The 25243-nt window shown below is 69.0% G+C and carries 21 protein-coding genes; 14 read left to right on the top strand and 7 right to left on the bottom strand.

Features of this window, described 5'->3' with window-relative positions; all coding sequences use genetic code 11:
• Positions 1-271: 271 nt before the first annotated feature.
• The 4 genes from groL to htpG form a co-directional block, all read right to left on the bottom strand.
• Entirely contained in the window at positions 272-1897 is a 1626-nt protein-coding gene (gene groL / locus GON09_RS23195) for a chaperonin GroEL (protein ID WP_024101799.1), read from the bottom strand.
• 257 nt (positions 1898-2154) lie between these two features.
• Positions 2155-2679, bottom strand: coding sequence for a DUF6764 family protein (locus tag GON09_RS23190; RefSeq protein ID WP_213933951.1), 525 nt, complete (start codon positions 2677-2679; stop codon positions 2155-2157).
• Between the two features lie 115 nt (positions 2680-2794).
• Positions 2795-3571 (bottom strand): HAD-IIA family hydrolase, encoded by a 777-nt coding sequence (locus GON09_RS23185; RefSeq protein ID WP_213933950.1) that lies wholly within the window; start codon positions 3569-3571, stop codon positions 2795-2797.
• 22 nt (positions 3572-3593) lie between these two features.
• On the bottom strand, positions 3594-5519 hold the full coding sequence (gene htpG / locus GON09_RS23180) for a molecular chaperone HtpG (RefSeq protein WP_213933949.1): 1926 nt from the start codon (positions 5517-5519) through the stop codon (positions 3594-3596).
• Positions 5520-5641: 122 nt separating this feature from the next.
• Here htpG and GON09_RS23175 point away from each other — a divergent pair, with 122 nt between their 5' ends.
• Entirely contained in the window at positions 5642-6892 is a 1251-nt protein-coding gene (locus GON09_RS23175; RefSeq protein ID WP_213933948.1) for an NAD(P)/FAD-dependent oxidoreductase, read from the top strand.
• On the opposite strand, the gene GON09_RS23170 is transcribed toward GON09_RS23175, so the two are convergent.
• Positions 6867-7415, bottom strand: coding sequence for a PadR family transcriptional regulator (locus GON09_RS23170; RefSeq protein WP_213933947.1), 549 nt, complete (start codon positions 7413-7415; stop codon positions 6867-6869). The two genes, GON09_RS23175 and GON09_RS23170, sit on opposite strands and share 26 nt — an antisense overlap.
• A gap of 108 nt (positions 7416-7523) precedes the next feature.
• Between GON09_RS23170 and GON09_RS23165 the strand changes: the two genes are divergently transcribed.
• Entirely contained in the window at positions 7524-8108 is a 585-nt protein-coding gene (locus GON09_RS23165) for a DUF1707 SHOCT-like domain-containing protein (protein ID WP_213933946.1), read from the top strand.
• Here the strand turns inward: GON09_RS23165 and GON09_RS23160 are convergent.
• Complete coding sequence (locus tag GON09_RS23160) at positions 8050-8850, bottom strand: SDR family oxidoreductase (RefSeq protein WP_213933944.1); 801 nt, start codon at positions 8848-8850, stop codon at positions 8050-8052. The genes GON09_RS23165 and GON09_RS23160 overlap by 59 nt on opposite strands.
• A 23-nt stretch (positions 8851-8873) precedes the next feature.
• A complete protein-coding gene (locus GON09_RS23155) occupies positions 8874-9377 on the bottom strand; it encodes a pyridoxamine 5'-phosphate oxidase family protein (protein WP_213933943.1) in 504 nt (167 codons plus the stop codon).
• Positions 9378-9549: 172 nt separating this feature from the next.
• Between GON09_RS23155 and GON09_RS23150 the strand changes: the two genes are divergently transcribed.
• The 12 genes from GON09_RS23150 (at position 9550) to mnhG (ending at position 25213) form a co-directional block, all read left to right on the top strand.
• Positions 9550-13029 carry a TM0106 family RecB-like putative nuclease gene (locus GON09_RS23150; protein WP_213933942.1) on the top strand — a complete coding sequence of 1160 codons (3480 nt, stop codon included), beginning with the start codon at positions 9550-9552 and terminating at the stop codon, positions 13027-13029.
• 92 nt (positions 13030-13121) lie between these two features.
• Complete coding sequence (locus GON09_RS23145; RefSeq protein ID WP_213933941.1) at positions 13122-13586, top strand: SRPBCC family protein; 465 nt, start codon at positions 13122-13124, stop codon at positions 13584-13586.
• Positions 13587-13702: 116 nt separating this feature from the next.
• Positions 13703-14425, top strand: a complete 723-nt coding sequence (locus GON09_RS23140) for a phosphatidylserine decarboxylase (RefSeq protein WP_213933940.1) — start codon at positions 13703-13705, stop codon at positions 14423-14425.
• An 8-nt stretch (positions 14426-14433) separates the two neighbouring features.
• Positions 14434-15339: a CDP-alcohol phosphatidyltransferase family protein gene (locus GON09_RS23135; RefSeq protein WP_213934606.1), complete on the top strand. Its 906-nt coding sequence runs from the start codon at positions 14434-14436 to the stop codon at positions 15337-15339.
• Positions 15340-15385: 46 nt separating this feature from the next.
• Positions 15386-17584 carry an AAA family ATPase gene (locus GON09_RS23130; RefSeq protein WP_213933939.1) on the top strand — a complete coding sequence of 733 codons (2199 nt, stop codon included), beginning with the start codon at positions 15386-15388 and terminating at the stop codon, positions 17582-17584.
• Between the two features lies 1 nt (position 17585).
• Positions 17586-18779, top strand: a complete 1194-nt coding sequence (locus GON09_RS23125) for a hypothetical protein (protein WP_213933938.1) — start codon at positions 17586-17588, stop codon at positions 18777-18779.
• Positions 18780-18981: 202 nt separating this feature from the next.
• Positions 18982-21819 carry a Na+/H+ antiporter subunit A gene (locus GON09_RS23120; protein ID WP_213933936.1) on the top strand — a complete coding sequence of 946 codons (2838 nt, stop codon included), beginning with the start codon at positions 18982-18984 and terminating at the stop codon, positions 21817-21819.
• Positions 21816-22496, top strand: a complete 681-nt coding sequence (locus tag GON09_RS23115; protein ID WP_213933935.1) for a Na(+)/H(+) antiporter subunit C — start codon at positions 21816-21818, stop codon at positions 22494-22496. Before GON09_RS23120 ends, GON09_RS23115 begins: the two co-directional genes overlap by 4 nt.
• Positions 22493-24082, top strand: coding sequence for a Na+/H+ antiporter subunit D (locus GON09_RS23110; RefSeq protein WP_213933934.1), 1590 nt, complete (start codon positions 22493-22495; stop codon positions 24080-24082). Before GON09_RS23115 ends, GON09_RS23110 begins: the two co-directional genes overlap by 4 nt.
• A complete protein-coding gene (locus GON09_RS23105) occupies positions 24082-24630 on the top strand; it encodes a Na+/H+ antiporter subunit E (protein ID WP_213933933.1) in 549 nt (182 codons plus the stop codon). The genes GON09_RS23110 and GON09_RS23105 overlap by 1 nt, the downstream gene beginning before the upstream one ends.
• A complete protein-coding gene (locus tag GON09_RS23100; RefSeq protein WP_213933932.1) occupies positions 24627-24887 on the top strand; it encodes a monovalent cation/H+ antiporter complex subunit F in 261 nt (86 codons plus the stop codon). Before GON09_RS23105 ends, GON09_RS23100 begins: the two co-directional genes overlap by 4 nt.
• The gene (gene mnhG, locus GON09_RS23095; RefSeq protein ID WP_213933931.1) at positions 24884-25213 is read left to right on the top strand and encodes a monovalent cation/H(+) antiporter subunit G; all 330 of its coding nucleotides are present in this window, start codon (positions 24884-24886) and stop codon (positions 25211-25213) included. The genes GON09_RS23100 and mnhG overlap by 4 nt, the downstream gene beginning before the upstream one ends.
• Positions 25214-25243 lie beyond the last annotated feature (30 nt).

The raw sequence follows: 25243 nt of genomic DNA, 5'->3' as shown, positions 1-25243 counted from the left end.
CCGTCTGCCTGCACACTGCCGTCCGGCGCCGGATCGGTACGAACCGCCGGAACCGGATGAAGTGACACTTTCGTGACATTCATCGTCCGCGAGGTCGGTTTCGTAACGAATGTGTCATCGTTCGGTACGAGCGGCCGGAACGATTGGGGAAGAACACGAGGCCCGACCCCACCGGAGTGGGATCGGGCCTCGTGTGGCTATCGAGGACGGATCGGAAGTCCGTTCCGTCCGTAGGGGCGGATCAGAAGTCCCTTCCGTCCGTAGGGGCGGATCAGAAGTCCATGCCGCCCATGCCGCCGGTCGGGTCGCCCACGGGAGCGGCGGCCTTCTCCGGCTTGTCGGCGACGACGGCCTCGGTCGTGAGGAACAGAGCCGCGATGGACGCAGCGTTCTGCAGCGCCGAGCGGGTGACCTTGACCGGGTCGTTGATGCCCGCTTCGAGCAGGTCCTCGTAGTCGCCGGTCGCAGCGTTGAGGCCGTGGCCGGCCTCGAGGTTGCGGACCTTCTCGGCGACGACGCCGGGCTCGAGGCCGGCGTTGAAGGCGATCTGCTTCAGCGGCGCCTCGAGGGCGACCTTGACGATGTTGGCACCCGTGGCCTCGTCGCCCTCGAGCTTGAGGTCGTCGAGAACCGGAGCGGCCTGCAGCAGGGCCACGCCACCACCGGCGACGATGCCCTCCTCGACGGCAGCCTTCGCGTTGCGGACGGCGTCCTCGATGCGGTGCTTGCGCTCCTTGAGCTCGACCTCGGTCGCGGCACCGGCCTTGATGACGGCGACGCCGCCGGCCAGCTTCGCGAGGCGCTCCTGCAGCTTCTCACGGTCGTAGTCCGAATCCGACGCCTCGATCTCGGCGCGGATCTGGTTGACGCGACCGGCGATGGCGTCGGGATCGCCCGCGCCCTCGACGATGGTGGTCTCGTCCTTGGTGACGACGACCTTGCGGGCCTGGCCGAGCAGCTCGATGCCGGCGGTCTCGAGGGAGAGGCCGACCTCTTCGCTGACGACCTCGCCACCGGTGAGGATCGCGATGTCGGCGAGCTGGGCCTTGCGGCGGTCACCGAAGCCGGGAGCCTTGACGGCAACCGACTTGAAGGTGCCACGGATCTTGTTGAGGACCAGGGTGGACAGAGCCTCGCCCTCGACGTCCTCGGCGATGATCAGCAGCGGCTTGCCCGACTGGATGACCTTCTCGAGCAGCGGCAGCAGGTCCTTGACCGTGGAGATCTTGGAGCTGACGAGCAGGATGTAGGGATCCTCGAGCACGGCCTCCTGACGCTCTGCGTCGGTGGCGAAGTAGAGGGAGATGTAGCCCTTGTCGAAGCGCATGCCCTCGGTCAGCTCGAGCTGGAGGCCGAAGGTGTTGGACTCCTCGACGGTGATGACGCCTTCCTTGCCCACCTTGTCGATGGCCTCGGCGATGAGCTCACCGATCGCGGGGTCGCCGGCGGAGATGCCTGCGGTGGCAGCGATCTGCTCCTTGGTCTCGACTTCCTTGGCGGTGTCGAGCAGCTTGGCGGTGACGGCCTCGACGGCCTTCTCGATGCCGCGCTTCAGGCCGAGGGGGTTGGCACCCGCAGCAACGTTGCGCAGACCTTCGCGGACGAGCGCCTGGGCGAGCACGGTAGCGGTGGTGGTGCCGTCACCCGCGACGTCGTCGGTCTTCTTGGCAACTTCCTTGACCAGCTCGGCGCCGATCTTCTCGTACGGATCCTCGAGCTCGATCTCCTTGGCGATGGAGACACCGTCGTTGGTGATCGTGGGGGCGCCCCACTTCTTCTCGAGAACGACGTTGCGACCCTTGGGGCCCAACGTCACCTTGACTGCGTCGGCGAGGCTGTTGAGGCCACGCTCGAGGCCGCGACGGGCCTCTTCGTCGAACGCGATGATCTTGGCCATTGCGAAGTGATCCTCCGGGTATGGGGGTGACACCGGAGCGATCGCTCGTCGGATCGCTCCATGTACGCCTTCGGCCGGAAGCGGTGCCCGCGACGGACGACCAGGGGTGTCGAAAACCCGGTCTCACCCTACCGACCTGGCACTCACGTGTTGCGAGTGCTAAGTGCATTCTTAGCACTCGGGGGTGGCGAGTGCAAGATTACCGGCACCCGCCACCCCCCGTCACGAAATCCGTGAAGGAGCTACTGCGCAGCCACTCACCGCAGCGTCGAACCGACTCCCACGGCACACCACTGCCCCGTCGCCGTGTTGACCGCGAACGACTGGGCGCCGACGCACGTGACGCCGGTGGTGTCGGCCGTCGCGCCCGAACCCCAGCCGGCCACCGAGAGGGTCGTCGCGGGACCCTGCGCCCACGAGTGGCTCAGTCCCCCGCCGAGTGCGTACGCGAACGAACGGCCGCCGTCGCGGGCAGCGCTGAGCGCCGTGCCGAAGCCCGTCGCATGGGCTTCGGCGGCGCCGGCCGACTCGGCCACCGACACCGCGGTGCCGCTGTCGGCCGCATACGCGCGAGCGAACGCGCCCTCGGCGGTGGCGCCGCAGCTGGCGGTATCGGACACGAGGATGTCGTTGGCAGACGGAGGCGACACGCAGGTCACCGGCGCGGCCGCGGCGGTACCGCCACCGAAGAGCGCGGCCGAGGCCACACCGACGGCGACGAGTACACCGGCCCGGAGCGAGCGGCGCGCGGTGAGAGCGGAACGGAAGGAACGAATGGACAAGAACGGCTCCTCTGCACTGGAGTGCCTCTACGCGAAAGGCTGCGTCTGCGCTGAACAGGGGCGAACGCCCCGGCGGTAGGGTACCGATCACATCCGTCTCACGCGAGACCGCGTGTCACAGACTGTCGAGAAGTCCGGGAAGGTCCGCGACCGAGTCGACGACGTGGTCGGGACGATCGACGGCCAGGTCCAATACCGATTGCCGAAACTTGCCGGTGCGCACCAGGATTCCCGTCATCCCGAGGCGTTGCCCCGGCACGACCTCCCCGGCGAGATCGTCCCCGACGACCACCATCCGATCGGGTTCGACGCCCATTCGCTCCGACGCCACGAGGAAACCGCGCAGCGACGGCTTGCCCACCGCCACCACCGACCGTCCGGTGAGTTCCTCGAGTCCCGCGAGGTAGACCCCGGTGTCGATCCGCAGCCCGTCCGCCGCCTGCCAGGCGAGCGCCCGGTGCATCGCGACCACCGGGACGTCCTCGAGCATCAATTCGGCGACGCGACTCATCGTCCGGTGGGTGAAGGCATCCCCCGCTCCGCCGAGGATCACCACCTCCGGATCGTCCTCGTCCAGGACGAGACCGTCGAGATCCGCGGCGATGTCGCCCTCGTTGAGGACCCAGCAGCGCAGACCCGGATAGGTCTGCCGGACATGGTCGACGGTGAGGGACACCGCCGTGACGATCTCGTCCGGCGCCACCTCCATCCCCAGATCCGTGAGCCGCTGCGCGATCTCGGCACACGTCCGCGAGGTGGTGTTGGTGAGGAAGGCGCGGCGGACACCGTCGGCACGTAGTCGTGCCAGGACGTCCGCCGCGCCCGGGACAGGCTGCCACTCGGTGACGAGCACACCTTCGATATCGAACAACACCCCGTCCACATGCGTCATGCGTCGAGCCTATCCGCCGGACTCAGACGCTTCCCGCGAGACGCTCGGCGAGCAGGCGGGTGAACCGCGCCGGATCCTCCACCTCACCGCCCTCGGCGATCAGCGCCATGCCGTGGAGCAGTTCGGCGACGTCGGCGAGCGAGGTGTCGTCCGGGCGCTGCTCCCGGGCGGTGCGCAGACCCGATACGAGCGGGTGGTCGGGGTTGAGCTCGAGGATCCTCTTGACCCGCGGCACCGGCTGACCCGACGCCTTGTACATCCGCTCGAGCGCGGGCGACATGCTGAAGGTGTCGCCGACGATGCACGCCGGGGAGGTCGTCAGGCGCGACGACAGGCGCACGTCCTTGACGTGCTCGTCGAGGGTCTCCTTCATCCACGACAGCAGGTCGCCGAACTCCTTCTCCTTCTCCTCGCGTTCGGCCTCGGCGGCCTTCTTCTCGTCCTCGGTGCCGAGATCGACGTCGCCCTTGGCGATCGACTGGAAGCGCTTGCCCTCGAACTCCGGAACCGAGGTCACCCACATCTCGTCCACGGGGTCGGTCAGGAGCAGAACCTCGATGCCCTTGTCGCGGAAGGCCTCCATGTGCGGCGAGCTCTCGAGCAGTTGCCGCGACTCGCCGGTCAGGTAGTAGATCGCGTCCTGGCCGTCCTTCATGCGCTCGACGTATCCGGCGAGCGTGGTCTGCTCCTCCTCGCTCGCGGTCGAGTCGAACGACGAGATCGCCAGCAGCGTGTCGCGGTTGTCGGTGTCGGAGATCAGGCCTTCCTTGACGACCCGGCCGAACTCGCGCCAGAACGTCGTGTACTTGTCCTGATCCTTCGCCGCCATGTCCTTGACGGTCGAGAGCACCTTCTTCGTCAGGCGCCGCCGGATCGCACGGATCTGCCGGTCCTGCTGCAGGATCTCACGTGAGACGTTGAGCGACAGGTCCTGAGCGTCGACCACACCCTTGACGAAACGCAGGTACTCGGGGACGAGATCCTCGCAGTCGTCCATGATGAACACGCGCTTGACGTACAGCTGCACACCGGTCCGCCGTTCGCGCGCGAACAGGTCGAAGGGCGCGTGTTCCGGGATGAACAGCAGCGCCTGGTATTCGAAGGTGCCCTCGGCCTTGAGCGGGATGATCTCGAGCGGCTCGTCCCAGGCGTGGGCGATGTGCTTGTAGAAGTCCTTGTACTCCTCCTCGGAGACCTCGTCCTTCGAGCGTGCCCACAACGCCTTCTGCGAGTTGAGGGTCTTGGTCTCGAAGGTGACCTCGTCGGTGCCGTCCTCCGACTTCGTGGTGCGCGAGACCTCCATGCGGATCGGCCACGCGATGAAATCCGAGTACTTCTTGACGATCTCCTCGAGCTTCCACTGCGAGGTGTAGTCGAAGAGGTGGTCCTCGGCGTCCTCGGGCTTGAGATGCAGGATCACCGAGGTGCCCTGGGGTGCGTCGTCGACCTCGGCGATGGTGTAGGTGGATTCACCGCTGGACTCCCAGCGTGTACCCGTCTTCTCCCCGGCCTTGCGGGTGACGAGGGTGACCTTGTCGGCGACCATGAACGACGAGTAGAAGCCGATACCGAACTGGCCGATCAGCTCCTCGGATGCGGCGGCGTCCTTCGCCTCGCGCAGCTTCTGACGAAGCTCCCCGGTGCCGGACTTCGCGAGGGTGCCGATGAGATCGATCACCTCGTCACGGTTCATGCCGATGCCGTTGTCGCGCACGGTCAGGGTGCGCGCGTCCTTGTCCACCTCGAGCTCGATGTGCAGGTCGGAGGTGTCGACCTCGAGGTCCTTGTCTCGGAACGACTCCAGCCGGAGCTTGTCCAGGGCGTCCGAGGCGTTGGAGATCAACTCGCGCAGGAAGGTGTCCTTGTTCGAGTAGATCGAGTGGATCATCAGATCCAGCAACTGTCGCGTCTCGGCCTGGAATTCACGCTGTTCGACGTTCGTACTCATTCCGGGTTCCCTTTCCACAAGCAGAACTTCCCCGGAAATAGTAAGCCGTTCGCAAGTCCGGCCCGTTCGCACTTCCGGGTCCATGATGGAAGTGCAGGCTTCGTCGTTCACAGGAGGTTGCGATGACGGTTCGTCGGACGGTGGTCGTCGGTGCGGGGATCGTGGGCTTGTCCACCGCGTGGTTCCTGCAGGAGCGCGGCGTCGAGGTCACGGTGCTCGACCGGATCGGGGTGGCGGGCGACTCCTCGTGGGGCAACGCCGGGTGGCTCGCGCCGGCGCTGACCTTGCCGCTGCCCGAGCCGGCGGTGCTGCGCTACGGGCTGCGGTCGATGTTCCGGCCGTCGTCGCCGGTGTACGTGCCGCCCACGACCGACCTGCGGCTGCTGCGTTTCCTCGCCGACTTCGCCCGGCACTGCACGACGCGGCGCTGGACGTCGTCGATGGAGATCTTCGCGCGCGCCAACCGCCTCGCACTGGGCGCCTACGACGATCTCGCCCGCGGCTCCGACGGCACGATCGTCACCGAGCCGACGCGGCCGGCCGATCCGTTCCTCGCGGCGTTCACCTCGGACGACGACCGTCGCGTGCTGGTCGAGGAGTTCGAACACGCGCGCACCGCCGGCAGCGAGATCGACTTCGACCTGCTCGACACCGACACGCTGCATTCGCTCGAACCGTTGCTCGGGGACGCGGTGCGGGTGGGCATCCGTATCCGGGGACAACGGTTCATCGACCCACCACGGTTCGTCGCATCGCTGGCGCACGCCGTGCACGCACGGGGCGCGGAGATCGTCACGGGCGCAGACGTCGAGGAGGTGCGTGACACCGGTCGCGGGGTGGACGTCGTCCTCGCCGGTGGGGACTGGCATTCGGCGGATGCCGTGGTGCTCGCGAACGGGGCGTGGCTGGGACCGCTCGCCCGGCCGTTCGGTGTGCGCACCCAGGTCCAGGCCGGTCGCGGTTACAGCTTCAGTGTGCGGCCTCCGAGCATTCCGAAGAATCCGGTCTACTTCCCCGCGCAGCGGGTGGCGTGCACACCCCTCCACGACAGGTTCCGCGTCGCGGGAATGATGGAGTTCCGCAGCCCTGACGCCCCGCTCGACCCGCGACGCATCCGGGCGATCGTCGACGCGACACGTCCGCTGCTGCGGGACGTCGACTGGGAGGGGCGCACCGAGGAGTGGGTGGGTTCGCGGCCGTGCACGGCGGACGGGCTCCCGCTGGTCGGCCGGACCCGCTCGGATCGGGTGTATGTCGCCGGCGGGCACGGGATGTGGGGCGTCGCGCTCGGTCCCCTCACCGGCCGGCTGCTCGCCGGATCGATGACCGGTGAGCCGGATCCCTTGCTCAGGTCGTTCGATCCGCTGCGCTGACCGGATCGGTTCCGAGCCGGTCGCGCACGCGGTCGAACCAGTCGAGGACCGCCCGTTCGTAGAGGATGCCGAAATCGAGCGTCGCCGCGGCGTGCGGCGGGAGGAGGCCCGCGGCCGCCTCCTGTTCGTAATCGGCGAGTTGCTGCTCGTGTCTCCGCCGATGGTCGGCGAGCATCGCGGCGAGGCGCTCCGGCGGGAGGTGATCGCCGAAGGCGACGGTCAGCAGCAGCGGGTGCCTGATGTTCTCGTCGCCCGGTTCGCGGTCGATCCATTCGGCGAAGGCCCGGCGTCCGGCCTCGGTCAGCAGGTAGGGCTTGCGGTCGCGAGGGCCCTTCTCTCCCGCCTCGATCAGGCCCTGCCGTTCCATCGCGGCCAGTTCCCGGTAGACCTGGCTCGTCGTCAGCGACCAGAACTTGCCGATGCGGGTCTGCGCGGTGGACACCAGGTCCCAGCCCGTCTTGGGGCCTTCGTGGAGGAAGCCGAGCAGTGACGCGGCGGTGGCGTTGAGCGGTCGTCCGGTCATGGCCGTTTCCTCTCTCGATCCGGGTACCGAAAACACTTGACATTCCACTGTGGCATATCCACCCTGGAATCAGGTGACATTCCATTGTGGAAGATCCCGGAGGGCACCATGGAACACACATCCCCCGCCGTCCCGGCCGGTTCCGGCACTGCGGCCCCACCGCTCCGCATCTCCGACGCCGAGCGCGAGACGATCGTCGACCAGCTGGGGCGCCACCTCACCGCCGGACGGTTGACGATCACCGAGTTCGACGAGCGCGTGGCCCTGGTCTACCGCGCCACGACACAGGACGACGCCGTCACCGTCCTCGCCGACCTGCCGCCCACGCCTGCTCCCACCCCGTCCCGGCCCGCCGGGACCACCTTCACTCGTCTGCGCCTGCCGCTCCACCAACGCATCGAGTGGGGCGCCTGGGCGACCGTGGGATCGATCAATCTCGCGGTGTGGGCGCTGGTGTCGCTGGGCACCACGTCGCTGATCTACTTCTGGCCGGTCTGGGTCATCGTTCCATGGGGCATCGTGCTGGCGGTGCGCACCGTGCTCGGAATCGAGGGCGGGCCCGGCCGCCGCAGCGCGGACGAACGCGTCCGGTACGCCCGGCGTCTACACCGGGAGCATCTGCGTCGCGCGGCCGTCATGCACCGGCATGCACTGCATCAGCACTGCGGGCGATCGAGTCGTACCTGGTACTGATGTTCCCGAGATAGTGCGGGTGAGTGAGGATGTACGGGGCGTCGACCGAGATTCCGCGTACGACGATCTCCCCCGCCGTCTCCGGTGCCATGCCGGCGTTGCCGCCCTTGATGTGGTCCACGCGCCGTACCTCGCCGCCGAGCCGGGCCGTGCTGTCGTCGAGTCCCGAACGCACCAGTCCCGGACACAGGACCGACACTCCGACGCCGTGCGGGGCGAGTTCGGCACGCAGCGCTTCGGACATCGCGACCACGGCAGCCTTGGCGGCGCTGTAGACGCCACGGCCCGGCACACCCGCGGTCAGTCCCATGACCGACGCGGTGTTGACGATGTGCCCGCGCCCGCGCGCTCGCATATCGCCCGCGAAGGTCGAGACACCGTTGAACACCCCGGTGACGTCGATGTCGATGACGGTGTCGAAGACGTGAGGATCGAGGTCTGCGAAGTCGGTTCCGTTGAAACCGATCCCGGCGTTGTTGACGAGGACGTCGACCGGGCCGAAGGAGTCCTCCGCCTCCTGCCGGACGGTGCGCCACGCTTCGCGGTCGCGCACGTCGAGGACGGCCCCGCGGAAGAGCCGGAAGACCCCCGACCGTTCGGCGAGCGTGGATTCGAGTGCGGCACTGTCGATGTCCGCAATCGTCACGGCCACCCCGCGACGCGCGAGGGCGTCCGCGATACCGCGGCCGATGCCGCTCGCACCCCCGGTGACGAGGGCGTGGCGCGCCGAGGCGATGTTCATGGGTGAGGCTCCGTTCGTCGAGGTCAGCGCGACCGGCGGATCTTTCCGAAGTCCCAGCTGCGCACGCTGTGCGGAGTGACCCGCAGCCATGCGTGGCGCCCGTCCGTCGTGAATTCGTCGCGACCGGCGTACTTGCGGGCGAAGGACAGTTCGACGCCGCGGAGCAGTTCGTCATCGACGGTGCGCGCCACCGCGTCGGGACGGGACCCGCGCGGCACGTCGCCGATGCTCACGGCGGTTCCGCGCACCTCGACACCGCGCAGATCCGTGAATTGTTCCCCACCGTCGACGACGACGGCGAGGCGCGAGTCCTTCTGCAGGTCGGTCCACCGGCGGCTGCGGACGAGCGAGTTGAGCCACAGGAAGGCACCGTCCCAGACGAACCACAGCGGAGCGACGTGCGGGCTCCCGTCACCGCCGAGCGTCGCGACGCGACAGGTCCTCTCGGCGGAGAGGAAGAGGTCGATCTCCTCCTTCGTCATCGAGATTCCGGTGCCGCGCGTGCGCAGCGTGCCACTTCCGCTCATCAGGCCTCCCAGCTGCACGAATCCAGGTCAAGAACTTTATTCTCTTCAATGAGAGAGATGTTCTCATCCGGCGAGCGCGAAAACAACAGTCCGACGGGTCCGACCCGTCTGCGATAGTCGGGACGAGCCGTGCCCATGCCGGGCATCCCGCACGCCGGAGACGGAGCCGCCGATGTTTCTGCTCGACGACAGGCTGATGGTCGGCGCCGGAGATCTCACCCGCGCCGCCTCGTGCGAGTTCGCACTGCTCCGCACGCTCGACTCGGCACTCGGCCGCGTTCCCCGCCCCGAGGCGGAACCCGACGCGATGCTCGAACGCGTCGCCGCGCTCGGCGGACACCACGAACGACGCGTCCTCGACCGGTTCCGCGCGCAGGTGGGCACGGACAAGGTCGTCGAGATCCCCCGGCCCGACTACACCGTGCGGGCCCTCGCGGATGCGGCGCAGGCCACCCTCGAGGCCGTTCGCGCCGGTGCACCCGTCGTCTATCAGGGCGCGTTCTTCGACACCGGCCCGGATCCGGTCGGCATGATCGGCTTCTCCGACTTCCTCGTCCGCGAGGACGACGGCTACGCCGTGTACGACAGCAAACTGTCCCGGCACGCGAAGGTCGAGGCGCTCCTGCAGCTCGCCGCCTATGCGGACGCACTCGCCCGCACCGGGACCGCGGTGTCCTCCCACGTACATCTCGTCCTCGGCGACGGTTCGATCGCTTCCTACCCGCTCGCGGAGATCCTGCCGGTCTACCGGCACCGACGCGCCTGCCTCGAAACCCTTCTCACGTCGCACCGCGCCACCACCGGACCGGTGCGGTGGGGATCGGGCGAGCACGCCGCGTGCGGTCGCTGCGACGAGTGCGCGCCGGAGATCGAGCGCAACCGCGACCTGCTGCTGGTCGCCGGGATGCGCAGCACCCAGCGGCTGCGGCTGATCGACGCAGGCGTGTCGACCATCGAGGATCTCGCCGCACGTGAGACACCCGTCGCCGGGATGGCGCGCCGCACCTTCGACACCCTGCGAGCGCAGGCACGGGCGCAGCTCGAGGAAGAAAAGCAGGGCACGCCCTATGCCGAGGTCTACGACGCCGCTGCACTCGGCCTCCTGCCCACCCCCGACGAGGGCGACATCTTCTTCGACTTCGAAGGCGACCCGCTGTGGTCCGAGGGTGGCAGTTCCGAATGGGGACTCGAGTACCTGTTCGGCGTCGTGGAGGGCACCGCCGACGCACCGGTCTTCCGACCGTTCTGGGCACACGACCGCGGGCAGGAGCGGCAGGCGCTGCTGGATTTCCTCGACTACGTCACCGACCGCCGGCGCCGGCACCCGAGGATGCACATCTACCACTACGCCCCCTACGAGAAGGCGGCTCTGCTGCGGCTGGCCGGCCGGTACGGCGTCGGAGAGGAGATCGTCGACGACCTGCTGCGCGAGGGTGTCCTCGTCGACCTGTATCCCGTGGTGCGCAACTCGATCCGCGTAGGTGCCCGGGCATACGGGCTGAAGAAGCTCGAACCGCTCTACACCGACGACGCCGAGGCGCGCGACGGAGATGTCGTCGATGCGGGCGCCTCGATCGTCGCGTACGCGGACTACTGCGCACTGCGCGACGCCGGACGTCACGAGGAGGCGGAGCGCGAACTCGCATCGATCGCCTCCTACAACGAGGACGACTGCGTCTCGACACTGCGCCTGCGCGACTGGCTGCTCACCCACGCCCGTGAACACGGCATCTCCCCGAGCGAGGTGACGCACGACGAGGCCGCCCCCGACGCGGAAGCGCACCCCGCGGAGACGAAACTGCTCGAATACGTCGGCGGGGCGCTCGCCGGCGACCGCACCCCCGAGCAGCAGGCCGCCGCCCTCCTGGCCGCGGCCATGGGCTACCACCGGCGCGAGCGGAAACCGTTCTGGTGGGCGCACTTCGATCGCCTGGCCACGGTGCCGGACGAATGGGCGGACAGGCGCGACACACTGGTCGCGGCGACGACCACCGTCGAGACCGACTGGCACAAGGCCACCCCCCGGCAACGACTGCTCCGGCGCCGGTTGCGCCTCGCGGGCGAGTTCGAGCCGGGCAGCGCGTTGCGGGCCGATCAGGACGTCTTCCTGCTGTACGACGCGCCGGGGCCGGACGGACTGCCCGACGGCGGTGCCGGGACGCGCGCGTGGTCGCGCGGCAAGGTCGTCGAACGCATCACGGGGACGGAGCATCCCGACATGCTCGTCGTGGACGAGTTGCTGCGGACGGACGAGGAGTACTCCGCACTGCCGGTCGCCGTCACGCCCGGCCCGCCGATCGCGTCGAAGAACATCGAAGCGGCGATCGCCTCCGCCGCCGAGGCGATGTGCAGCGAATTGCCGTCGCTGCCGTCGACCGCGGCGGTGGACGTACTGCGCCGCATCCCTCCTCGCCTGCGCTCCGGCACCGCGTTGCCGCCGCTCGGCGACGACACCGCGGACGCGATCGTCACGGCCGTTCTCGCCCTGGACGATTCGTATCTGGCGGTGCAGGGGCCACCCGGTACCGGCAAGACGTACACGGGGGCCCGCGTCGTGGCGTCGCTGGTGAACGAGCACGGCTGGCGGGTCGGCGTGGTCGCGCAATCGCATTCGGTGGTCGAGAACATGCTGGCCGGCATCGTCGCGGCGGGAGTGCCGGGCGAGCGGGTCGCCAAGGCGAAATGTCAGAACCCGGAACCGACGTGGACCGCCTTCCCGGACGCGAAGACCCTTGGTGCACATATCGGTACATCCACAGCCGGCTACGTGGTGGGCGGAACCGCCTGGGACTTCACGAATCCGAACTGCATCGACCCCGGTAGCCTCGACCTGCTGGTGGTCGACGAGGCCGGACAGTTCTGTCTCGCCAACACCATCGCCGTGGCCACGGCCGCGTCGAATCTGTTGCTGCTCGGCGATCCCCGGCAACTCCCCCAGGTCTCGCAGGGCACCCACCCCGAGCCGGTCGACGAATCCGCCCTCGGGTGGCTCGCCGAGGGGCACGGCGCGTTACCAGCCGACCGTGGCTATTTCCTGCCGGTGACCTGGCGGATGCACCCGGATCTGTGCGCGCGGGTGTCCGACCTGTCGTACGAGGGACGACTGCACTCGAAGTCCGAGATCACCGCACGACGCGTGCTCGACGGCGTCCCGCCCGGTGTCCGTCTGGTCGAGGTGGCCCATGAGGGCAACGCGACCTGCTCGCCCGAGGAGAGCGCCGAGATCGTGCGCGGGATCGCGTCCGTGCTCGGCTCGGCATGGAGGGACGACGCGGACTCGCCGCCGCGGCCCCTGGGCGAGGAGGACATCCTGGTGGTCGCGCCGTACAACGCTCAGGTCACCCGCCTGCGACAGGACCTCGCCGCGGCGGGTCTGCACCGGGTACAGGTGGGCACGGTCGACAAGTTCCAGGGACGCCAGGCTGCGATGGTGTTCGTGTCGATGACGGCCTCCGCCGTCGAGGACGTGCCTCGGGGGATGTCCTTCCTGCTGTCCCGCAACCGTTCGAACGTGGCGCTCTCACGCGGCAAGTGGACGGCGGTGATCGTCCGGTCCGGCGCGCTGACCGATCACCTCCCATCCACGCCCGACGGTCTGGTCGAACTCGGGGCGTTCCTGCGCCTGACGGAACCCCACCCCACCGGGACGTGACCGCACTCACATCGTCCGTTAGGATCGACGGCGATCCTGTTACCCCAGGTAGCAGATACAAGGGATCCGATCCCCCGAGAACAGGAGTACACGTGTCGAAGACCCTCGAGGCCACGATCGAGATCACCGCCTCTCCCGAGCAGGTGTGGCGCGTGGTGTCCGATCTGAAGCGGATGGGCGAGTGGAGCCCGCAGTGCCGCCGGATGATCGTGCGCGGCGGACCGGTGTCGGCCGGCACCACCACGATCAACATCAACAAGAAGGGCCTGCTGGTGTGGCCCACGACCGCGAAGGTCGTCGCCTTCGAACCCGGCCGACGACTGAGCTTCCGGATCAACGAGAACCGCACGATCTGGTCGTTCACCCTCGAACCCACCGCCACCGGCACCCGCGTCACCCAGCGGCGCGAGGCTCCCACCGGTACCAGCAAGGTCTCGCAGACCCTCGTGAAGTATGTTCTCGGCGGCACCGAGGCGTTCGACGACGAACTGGTGATGGGGATGAACGCGACTCTCGCGCGTCTCAAGAACGAGATCGAAGCGGGTGCGCGAGTCTGACCTTCGACGCTCGGCTCACGTACGCTGGAGTGCCTGTGGACCGACAGGACCCGCCCGTACGACGGGCGGGTCCACTGCGGTCGCAGCTCACCGATCGCCAGCGATAAGAGGAGCCCGTGGCACGTAAGCCGACGCCCGCCGGAACACCCCCCACCAGCGGGGTAGCCCACATGGTCGACCTGGTCAGACATGTCGTACCGCCCATGCACCCGGGTGGCATCCCCTTCGTCGCAGCTCCATTGGCCGTGGCGGCACTCGGCCGCCGCACGCCGTGGCTGCGCCGTGCCGGTCTCGCATCGGCCCTCGCGAGCGCCACCTTCTTCCGGCATCCGCACCGCGTACCCCCGAACCGCGCCGGTGTGGTCGTCGCCCCCGCCGACGGTGAGATCGCTCTCGTCGACCATGCGGTGCCGCCGGCCGAACTCGGACTCGGCAGCGAGGAACGCCCGCGGGTGAGCATCTTCCTGTCCGTCCTCGACGTGCACGTGCAGCGCAGCCCCGTCGGCGGCACGGTCCGCTCTGTGGTCCACACGCCGGGCAAGTTCCTCTCCGCCGATCTCGCCGACGCGAGCGAGGTCAACGAACGCACCAGCATGCTGATCGAGACCCGCGACGGCGCCGAGGTCGCCGTCGTCCAGATCGCCGGGCTGCTGGCCCGTCGCATCGTCAACGACGCGCAGATCGGCGACACCCTGCCGATCGGCGATACCTACGGCCTGATCCGTTTCGGTTCCCGGGTCGACACCTATCTGCCGGCCGGGAGCACCCTGCTGGTCGAACGCGGTCAGCGCACGATCGGCGCCGAGACCGTTCTCGCTCAGCTGCCCACGGTGTCGTGAGTCCGCCCATGCAGGGTGCGCGCGCGGTCGCGACCTCACGGTCCCGCAATCGACCCAACGTCGTCCGCCTGCTGCCGAGCGTCATCACGATCCTGGCGTTCTCCGCCGGACTGTCCGCGGTGAAGTTCGCGCTCGACGGGCAGCTCGGCACCGCGCTCGGCATGATCGGCGCCGCGGCCGTCCTCGACTCACTCGACGGCCGCATCGCCCGCATGCTCGACGCGACCAGCAAGATCGGCGCCGAACTCGACTCGCTGTCCGATGCTGTCGCGTTCGGTGTGGCGCCGGCGTTGGTGCTGTACGTGACGATGCTCGACGGCAGCCCCTTCGGCTGGATCGTCGCCCTGCTCTACGCGGTGAGCCTGATCCTGCGACTCGCGCGCTTCAACACCCTCCTCGAGGACGACAGCGTCCCCGCCTACGCCCGCGAGTACTTCGTCGGCGTGCCCGCCCCGGCGGCCGCTCTCGTCGCGCTCGCGCCTGTCGCGGCCTACATCCAGTGGGGCGACGGCTGGTGGACCACCTACGCGCTGGTCGCGGTGTGGATCCTCGGGACGGCCGGCCTCGCGGTCAGCCGGATCCCGACCTTCGCGATGAAGTCGGCGTCGGTGCCCGCACGACTCGCCGTAGTGCTGCTCGTGCTGGTCGCGGTGGCGGCGGCCGCGCTGGTCACCTACCCGTTCATCCTGATGCTCGTGCTGGTCGCGATCTACCTCGCGCACATCCCCTTCGCGGTGCGGTCCCGGCGCTGGGTCGCGGCCCGGCCCGAGACCTGGGACATCAAGCCCTCGGAACGACGGGCACTGCGCGCCCGCAACCGCGCCGAACGTCCGCGTCGCGTCGCGGCCCGGCGCGTCGCCACGACGGCACGATCTCAAGCGCGGCTCGGGCTGCGTCGCCCGCGAGGACGCTGACCCGCGCGGCCCGCGCGGACGCTGGTCACGTTCTAGGCTCGGCGGGGTGACGACCCCACAACTCTCACTCACCGTCCGGCTCAACACCTCCGCCGCCGACGCGCGTCGCGGTGTCGTGCGTCTGCACCCCGAAGCGCTGGCCGCGCTGGGCCTGCGGGAATGGGACGCGATCGCCCTGGTGGGAGCGCGTCGCACAGCGGTCGTGGCGGGTCTCGCACCGGCCGGCACCCCCACCGGCACGATCCTGCTCGACGACGTGGTGCTGTCGAATACGGGACTGAAGGAGGACGCGACCGTCGTCGTCGCGCCCGTGACGGTGTACGGCGCGCGCACGGTGACGGTCACCGGATCCACGCTCGCCCGGCAGTCGATCCCCGAGACCACGCTGCGTCAGGCACTGCTCGGCAAGGTCCTCACCGTCGGTGACGCGGTGTCGTTGCTGCCGCGCGATCTCGGTCCGGGCACGAGCAACGCCGAGACGACGCGGGCGCTCTCACGGACGTTCGCGATCGCATGGACCACCGAACTGCTCACCGTCTCGTCGGTCGATCCGGCCGGACCGGTGAGCGTGCAGCCGAACACCGCCGTGGTGTGGGGTGGCGGCCCAGGTGCCCTGCCGTCCGCTTCCGTGCCGTCCGTCTCCGGATTCGTCGCCTCGCCCCCCGGGACCGGCCGGCCCGAACCGGCCGCCGCACCGCCGCCTCCGGTGGAGGACCTCGTGGGTGTGCAGGCCCAGGTCGCGAAGCTGTCCGAATGGCTCACCCTCTCGCTCGACGAACCCGAACTGCTGCGCACCCTCGGGGCGTCGCCGCATCTCGGTGTGCTCGTCACCGGTCCCGCCGGGGTCGGTAAGGCGACCTTCGTGCGCTCGGTCGTCTCGGGCCGGCGTCTGGTGGAGGTCGACGGACCGGGCGTCGGTGCGCTCGCCGCCGACGAACGGCTCCGCCGGATCTCCGCCGCAGCCGAATCGGTGCGCAGCGGTGGTGTCCTGCTGCTGACCGACGTGGACGCCGTGCTGCCGGCCGACACCGAACCCGTCGCGACGTTGATCCTCGACGAGCTACGGCGGGTCGTCGACACCGAGGGTGCGGTGCTGATCGCGACCACCGCGCACCCCGACGACGTCGACTCCCGGCTGCGGGCCCCCGAGATCTGCGACCGCGAACTGTCCCTGCCGTTGCCCGACGGCGCGACCCGTCGCGCCCTGCTCGACGTGCTGCTGCGGTCGGTGCCCGCCACCGATCTCGATCTCACCGCCGTCGCGGGTCGCACTCCCGGTTTCGTGGTCGCCGACCTCGCGGCGCTGTGCCGCGAGGCCGCACTCCGCGCGGCGTCCCGGGCGAACCGCGACGACGACGAACCGTCGCTCGTCCAGGACGACCTGCTCGGTGCCCTCGAAGTGATCCGTCCCCTGTCGCGCTCGGGCACGGAGGAACTCGCGATCGGCAGCGTGAGCCTCGACGACGTCGGCGACATGGCCGAGACGAAACAGGCCCTGACCGAAGCCGTGCTGTGGCCCCTCCAGCACCCGGATTCGTTCGAACGTCTCGGTGTCGAGCCGCCGCGCGGGGTGCTGCTGTACGGCCCGCCCGGCTGCGGCAAGACCTATCTCGTCCGCGCTCTCGCCGGCACCGGACGCCTGAGCGTCCACGCCGTCAAGGGCGCCGAACTGATGGACAAGTGGGTGGGTGCTTCCGAGAAGGCGGTGCGTGAGCTGTTCGAGCGGGCCCGCAACTCGGCACCGGCCCTGGTGTTCCTCGACGAGATCGACGCCCTCGCGCCGCGTCGCGGGCAGAGCTCGGATTCCGGGGTGTCCGACCGGGTCGTCGCATCGCTGCTCACCGAACTCGACGGTGTGGAGCCACTGCGCGACGTCGTGGTGGTGGGAGCGACCAACCGGCCCGACCTGATCGATCCGGCGTTGCTGCGTCCCGGCCGGCTCGAACGGCTCGTGTTCGTGCCGCCGCCGGATGCCGACGCCCGCGCCGCGATCCTGAAGACCGCGGGTCGATCGGTGCCGCTCGACGACGACGTCGACCTCGACGAGCTCGCCGTCGGGCTCGACGGTTATTCGGCCGCGGATTGTTCGGCGCTGCTGCGCGAGGCGGCGCTCGCGGCGATGCGGCGCAACGTCGACGCCGCCGTCGTCACCGCGGAGGACGTCGCGGTGGCCCGGGACAAGGTGCGGCCCTCGCTCGATCCCGTGCAGGTCGCGCATCTGCAGGCCTACGCGGAGGGCCGTTGAGATGCCCGTCTCCACCGCGGTCCGCGTCGCCGGCCCCGCAGCCGTCCTCGCGGCGTTCCTCGCGGCTGCGGTCGCGATCCTCGTCCCTGCCGCGGGTGAGTCGGTACTGCCGGAGGGTGCCCGCAGCGAGTGGGCTCCCGTGGTCACCGCCGCGCTGGCCGTCCTCTCGGCGGCCGGGCTGCAACGGACCGGCTCCCGGCGCACCGCATGGATGCTGGCCGCCGCGTCGGTCGTGGTCCTCGGCTCGATCCGATACCTCGTTCCCTCCGGTATCTCGGCCGACAGCCTGACCGTCGCCGGATGGGTGATCGCGGCGATCACCGGTGTGCTGCTCGGGGCGGCGACCGCGGGCTCGTGGGGCTCGGCGACCGGCCAGTGGGCCCTGATCGCCGGCGGGTGGGCGGCCTTCCTCACCGCCGCGGCCGTCGGCTCCGCGGTTCCCGTCGACGCGATGCGCTGGACGGTGCCGCAGTGGACGCTGGCCTTCGCACTCGTGGCAACGGTCGCCGCCGCGCTGACGGTGCCCACCGGCCTGCGCGTGCAGCGGGCCGATCCGCGACTGCTCGCGATCATGGTGACCGCCGCGGTGGTGCTCTCCGTGGGGTACCGCTTGCTGGGTGAGTTCGTGGGCTCCCGCGCGACCGGCACGGGGGTGCTTCCGTGGCTGATCGCCGGCGGCGCGCTCGCGGTGGCGGTCGTCGGCGCCGAGGTCGTCGCGCGTCTCGTCCCGCCCGGCGACGACCGGTTCGTCCTCGCGGTCACCGGCGCCGTGGCCGCGGCGTACCCCGTGCTCGTGGAGTTGTGGTCGGGCATGCAGTCGGCGAGCGTGCCGTGGTGGGTGCTGCTGGTCGCGGTTGCCGCCGTGGTCGCTGGGGTCCGGCTCGCCCCCTCCATGCCGTACGCGCTTCCCGGGTTGCTGCTCGCCGCGTCGATCTCGGCGGCGACGGTGTGGTGGCCGGAGGAGATCGGCGAGGGCATTCCGCTCGCGGTGCGGGTCGCGCTCGTCGCCCTGGGCACCGGTCTCGCGCTCGGTGCGTCGTTGCCGGGTTCGGCCTCCGTCGCGGCGCTCGGACTGGCACTGCCGGTGCCGGCGACGGCCGTCGTGGGAGCGGTGTGGATGCTGCCGGCGAACCCGCAGTGGTCGGCGCTCGCATTGTTCGCCGCCGCCGTGATCTGTGCGTGGCAAGTGCGTTAGATGCTCTCACCTCCCCGATTCGCAAGCGTGCGAAGACAACCGTTAGGATAGGAACAATCCGTTTTGCCCGATGACGGCGAGCGGCGTGCATGTCGGGGCGATCCCCGTTTCGGCGGTGTGCCGTCCGCTGTGACGACAGCGAGTCCCACGACCCGCAGTCCGTTTCACCCCGCCGACAGGCCCGACCCCGACGGAGTGCCTTTTGATCGCCATACTCGTCGCCCATGCGGTTGCTGCTCTTCTGGCGCCGCTTCTGGTCAGAGTCATGGGGAGAAATGCATTCCTGCCACTCGCGCTGGTGCCTCTCGCGAGTCTCGGCTGGGTCGTCGCCAATTGGGGAACCGACCAGAAACTGCAGATCGCGTGGGCCCCGACTCTGTCGATGAACTTCGATCTGCGGTTCGACACGCTCTCGGCGATCATGTGCGTGCTCGTCCTGGCTATCGGCTCGCTGATCCTGCTCTACTGTTCGCGCTATTTCGAGGACGACGAGCCCCGCCTCGGAATCTTCGCCGCCGAGATGGTCGCCTTCGCGGGCGCGATGTTCGGCCTGGTCGTCAGCGACAACATGTTGCTGCTCTACATCTTCTGGGAACTGACGACCGTCCTGTCGTTCCTGCTCGTGGGCCATTACGCCGAGCGAGCGTCGAGTCGCCGTGCCGCCACCCAGGCTCTGCTCGTGACCACGGCCGGTGGTCTGGCGATGCTGGTCGGCATCATCATCCTCGGCGAGATGGTCGGCAGCTACAACCTCTCCGACGTAGTCGCGGCAGCACCCCACGGGTGGCTCGCCGGCGTGGCCGTGGTGCTCGTTCTCGTCGGCGCACTGTCGAAGTCCGCCGTCGTCCCGCTGCACTTCTGGCTGCCCGGCGCCATGGCCGCCCCCACCCCGGTCTCCGGATATCTTCACGCCGCTGCGATGGTCAAGGCCGGCATCTACCTCGTGGCCCGCCTCGCACCCGGCTTTGCCGACAGCGCAGCCTGGCGTCCGATCGTCATCGGTCTCGGTCTCGCGTCGATGATTCTCGCCGGCTGGCGGGCGTTCCGCGCCTTCGACCTCAAGCTGATCCTGGCCTTCGGCACTGTCAGCCAGCTCGGTTTCCTCACGGCCCTGGTGGGCACGGGCAGCCGGGAAGCGGCGCTGGCGGGCCTGGCGATGGTGATCGCCCACGCACTGTTCAAAGCGTGCCTGTTCATGGTGGTCGGCATCATCGACCACTCCACCGGCACTCGCGACATTCGCAAACTCGCGCATCTCGGCTCCGCCGCCCCCTATCTGATGGTGATCGCGATACTCGCGGCGGCGAGTATGGCCGGTCTGCCGCCGTTCATCGGTTTCGTGGCGAAGGAAGCCGCGCTGGAGTCGGCGCTGGTGGCCGAGGTGCTGCCCGACTGGGCGCGGATCGCCATGACCGCGGGCATCGTGGTGGGTTCGATCCTCACCCTCGCGTACAGCATCCGCTTCGTCTGGGGCGCCTTCGGCCGCAAGCAGCTCAAGCGGCCGAGCCCCTCGGTGCAGAACCTGCACGCCCCCGGACCGCTGCTGCTCGCCGCGCCGAGCGTCCTCGCATTCGCCGGTCTCGCCGCGGGCTTCGCGAGCTCGTGGATCGATCACCTGATCGCCCCCTACGCCGACGAGCTGCCCACCGACCTCGCGAAGCCCTACCACCTTGCGCTGTGGCACGGATTCACCCTGCCGCTCGGTCTGACCGCCGTGGTGATCGTGGGCGGCACGGCACTGTTCCTCGCCCACCGCACCATCGCGCGCCTGCGCTTCGAGCATCCCCCGCTCGGCAACGCCGACCGGATGTACGACGCGACCCTGCAGGGCATGGACACCCTGTCCCTGCGCCTGACCGCCTTCCTGCAGCGCGGTTCGCTCCCGCTGACCCAGGCGACCATCCTCGTCACGCTGGTCGCGCTCCCGACGATGCTGATGTTCTTCTTCGGGGTCAGCACCCTGCCCTCGGCGCGTGCGTGGGATTCGATCTGGCAGCTCGGTGTCGGACTGATCATGATGGCCGCCGCAATCACCGCGATGGTCCTGCGCAACCGGCTCGGCGCGGTGCTGGTCGTCGGTGTGACGGGCTACGGGCTCGGGGTGCTGTTCGCTCTCCAGGGCGCCCCCGACCTCGCGCTCACCCAGTTCCTCGTCGAGACCGTCACTCTCGTGATGTTCGTCCTGGTCCTGCGCAAGCTGCCCGCCGAGAGCGACCCGGCTGCGGCGATGGGCAGCAAGTTCGCCCGCGCCCTGCTCGGCATCGCCGTGGGCGCCGTGGTCGTCGGGATCGGTGCCTACGCGGTCGCGGCACGCACCACCGAGCCGATCTCGCTGCTGCTGCCCGATGCCGCCTACTACGGCGGTGACGGCAAGAACATCGTCAACGTCCTGCTCGTCGACATCCGCGCCTGGGACACCATGGGTGAGATCTCGGTGCTGCTGGTCGCCGCGACCGGCGTGGCCAGCCTGGTGTTCCGCACCCGCCGTTTCGGTACCGCGCCGCGTGTGGCGGACGCTCCCGCCGCGCAGCTCGACGCGGTCTCGGCCAGCAACGAGACGACCTGGCTGCTCGGCGGCGATCTGATCGATCCGCGCTACCGCTCGCTGGTCCTCGAGGTCACCACCCGGCTGGTCTTCCCCACCATGATGATCCTGTCGGTGTACTTCTTCTTCTCCGGGCACAACGCGCCCGGTGGCGGCTTCGCGGGCGGTCTCGTCGCCGGTCTCGCGCTCGTCCTGAGGTATCTGGCCGGCGGACGCTACGAGCTCGGAGAGGCGGTTCCCATCGACGCCGGCAAGATCCTCGGCCTCGGACTCACCTTCGCGGCGGGCACCGCTCTGGTGTCGATGTTCCTCGGCGCTCCGGCACTGTCGTCGGCGACCCTCGAGATGACACTGCCACTGCTCGGCGACATCAAGATCGTGACCGCGCTGTTCTTCGACCTCGGTGTGTACCTCATCGTGGTCGGCCTGATCCTGGACGTGCTGCGCAGCCTCGGCGCGCGTCTCGACGCCGAGACGGTGGGTGAGAGCCGATGACCGCGAACATCACGCTCCTCGCCATCGTCGGCGTACTCGTCGCGGCCGGCGTGTACCTGCTGCTCGAACGCAGCATCATCAAGATGCTGCTGGGCCTGTTGCTGGCCGGCAACGGCATCAACCTGCTGTTGCTCACGCTCGGCGGTCCCGCGGGCCACGCCCCCATCGTCGGCGTCGAGAGCGACCTGAACGAGGACATGGCCGATCCCCTCGCCCAGGCGATGATCCTCACCGCGATCGTGATCACGATGGGCATCGCCGCCTTCGTCCTGGCCCTGACCTACCGCTCGTACACCTACCGGGCACGGGACGAGATCGAGAACGACCCCGAGGACACCCTCGTGTCACAGCGGCGCAGTCTCGCCGACCTGCCGTCGCGCGACCGGTCCGACGACCCGCTCACCGGTATCCCGAGCAAGAGCGGCGACGCCTTCGACGCCGAGGGCAATCCCATCCCGCTCGATCAGCTCAAGAACATCGAGGACCTCGAGGCGTACGAGGACCTGCACGACGGCGACTTCGACGACCCGACCGACTCGGCCTACGCCCAGAACCAGGACGGGGCCCGTTCCGCCGAGGACGCCCGGGCGGACGACCCGGCTCCCGACAAACCCGATCCTGCCGAGAGCGACCGAGCCGAGGACGACGAGAAGAGCGGGAAGGAGGATCGCCGATGAACCTGAGCGTCGCGAACCTCGTCCCCCTTCCCGTTCTCATCCCGCTGCTCGCCGCGGCCGCCACGTTGATCGTCGGCCGGCGTCCCCGCGCCCAGCGGTGGATCACCGTCTTCGCGCTGGTCGCCTCGCTGGTCGTGTGCGTGGCGTTGCTGTACTACGCCGACGCCGACGGCATCGCCGTACTGCAGATCGGCGGGTGGGAGGCGCCGATCGGCATCGCACTGGTCGTCGATCGTCTGTCCGCGCTGATGCTGGTCGTCTCGGCGATCGTGCTGCTGTCGGTGATGCTGTACGCGGTCGGTCAGGGTATCCACGACGGCAACGAGCAACAGCCCGTCTCGATCTTCCTGCCGACCTATCTCGCGCTCACCGCGGGCGTCAACATCGCCTTCCTCGCCGGCGACCTGTTCAACCTCTTCGTCGGCTTCGAGGTGCTGCTCGCCGCATCGTTCGTCCTGCTGACGCTGGGCGCGAGCGCCGACCGCGTCCGCGCCGGCGTCTCGTACGTCATGGTCTCGATGGTGTCCTCTCTGGTGTTCCTTGTGGGCATCGGCTTCGCCTACGCCGCCACGGGCACCCTGAACCTCGCCCAGATGGCACTGCGGATGGACGACGTCTCGTCGGGCACCCGGGCGGCGATCTTCGGTGTGCTGCTCGTGGCCTTCGGCATCAAGGCCGCGGTGTTCCCGCTGTCGTCGTGGCTGCCCGACTCCTACCCCACAGCACCCGCACCGGTCACGGCCGTCTTCGCCGGCCTGCTGACGAAGGTCGGCGTGTACGCGATCATCCGGGCACACACCCTGCTGTTCCCGGGCGGGGAACTCGACGACGTCCTGCTCGTCGCCGGTCTGCTCACGATGATCGTCGGCATCCTCGGCGCGATCGCGCAGAACGACATCAAGCGTCTGCTGTCGTTCACGCTCGTCAGCCACATCGGGTACATGATCTTCGGTGTCGCCCTGTCGTCGCAGACCGGCCTGGCGGGTGCCGTCTACTACGTGGGTCACCACATCCTCGTGCAGACCACCCTGTTCCTCGTGGTGGGTCTTATCGAACGTCAGGCCGGCTCGGCGTCGCTGCGTCGCCTCGGCAGCCTCGCGGTCATGAGTCCGCTGCTCGCGGTCCTGTTCCTCATCCCGGCGCTCAACCTCGGCGGCATTCCGCCGTTCTCCGGGTTCATCGGCAAGGTCGCCCTGCTGCAAGCGGGTGCACAGAGCGGATCGGTCCTCGCCTGGGTCCTCGTGGGCGGCGGTATCGTGACCAGCCTGCTGACCCTGTACGTCGTGGCGCGTATCTGGACGAAGGCATTCTGGCGGGCACGCGCCGACGCCCCCGAGGGCGACCTCGCCGACATCGGCCCGTCGGCGCTGATCGACGAGTCCGCCACCGACATCTCGTTCGAGGAACGCCCGGACGTCGGCCGGATGCCGGCCGCGATGCTCGTCCCCACGATCTGGCTCGTGGCGATCGGTGTGTCGTTGACCGTCTTCGCCGGCCCACTGCTCGACATCAGCAACCGTGCCGCCGAGAACCTGCTCGACCGCACGGTGTACATCGAGGCCGTGTTGGGGGGTGAGCAGGAATGATGAAACGCGCCAACGTCCTGAGACTGTTCGTTCTGGGATGGACGACTCTGGTCTGGGTGCTGCTGTGGGGCACCTTCAGCATCGCCAACATCCTCGGCGGTATGGTCGTCTCGCTCGTCGTCATGTTCGTGCTGCCGCTACCGCGCGTACCCGTCGAAGGCCGCGTGCACATCTGGTCCGCGATGCGGCTCGGAGGGGTGATCTTCCTCGAGACGATCCGTTCGACGACGAACGTGGCATGGCTCGCGATCCGGCCGGCCCCGCCGCCGGTCACCGGCGTGCTGCGGTGCCGGCTCACCATCAAGTCCGACCTCGTGCTGACACTGTGGACGGACATCATGAACAACATCCCGGGCACCATGGTGCTCGAGATCGATCAGGTGCGGCGGATCATGTACGTGCACGTCCTCGACGTGAGTACCGACAAGGCCGTGGCCGACTTCTACCGTTCCGCCCGGCTGATCGAGCGTCTCCTCATCCGGACGTTCGAACGCGAGTCGGAATGGCAGGCCAGCCCCTGGCGCAGCGGAACGGAGGAACTGACGTGACCGTGACACTGGCGATCGCGGGGGCACTGTTGTTCGTCTCCGCGGTCCTGATCACCTACCGCGTGATCGCGGGACCCAACTCTCTCGACCGGCTCGTCGGCGTCGACGCCCTGCTCGCCCTCGGCATCTGCGGGATCGCGATCTGGGCCGTGTACACACGTGATACGACGGTCCTGCCGGCCACGGTGGCGTTGTCGCTGGTCGGCTTCATCGGTTCGGTGTCCGTGGCTCGATTCCGGGTGCGTGACGAACAGTGACGACGATCCTCGATACCTTCGCCCACATCCTGATCCTCATCGGAGCAGTGATCTCGTTGACCGCCGCGATCGGCGTGGTCCGGTTCCGCGACACCCTCTCGCGTATGCACCCCGCCACGAAACCCCAGGTAGTAGGTCTTCTGTTCGTGCTGGGCGGGGCCATGATCATCCTGCGCAGCTCGATCGACATCTGGATGATGGCGCTGTCGGGCATGTTCATGGTCCTCACCGCACCGGTGATCGCACACCGCGTCGGTCGCGTCGCCTACCGGGAGCAGCTGGGTCGCGACGGCCTGCTCGACGAGGACGCGCCGGGCGGAGCCTGACGCGTGTTCGGGCAGGATCCTGCCCGGCGG

Source organism: Rhodococcus sp. B50, from assembly GCF_013602415.1.
Taxonomy (GTDB): Bacteria; Actinomycetota; Actinomycetes; order Mycobacteriales; family Mycobacteriaceae; genus Rhodococcus.
Note: the sequence above shows the minus strand (reverse complement) of the source record. Positions and strands in the feature narration are given on the sequence as shown.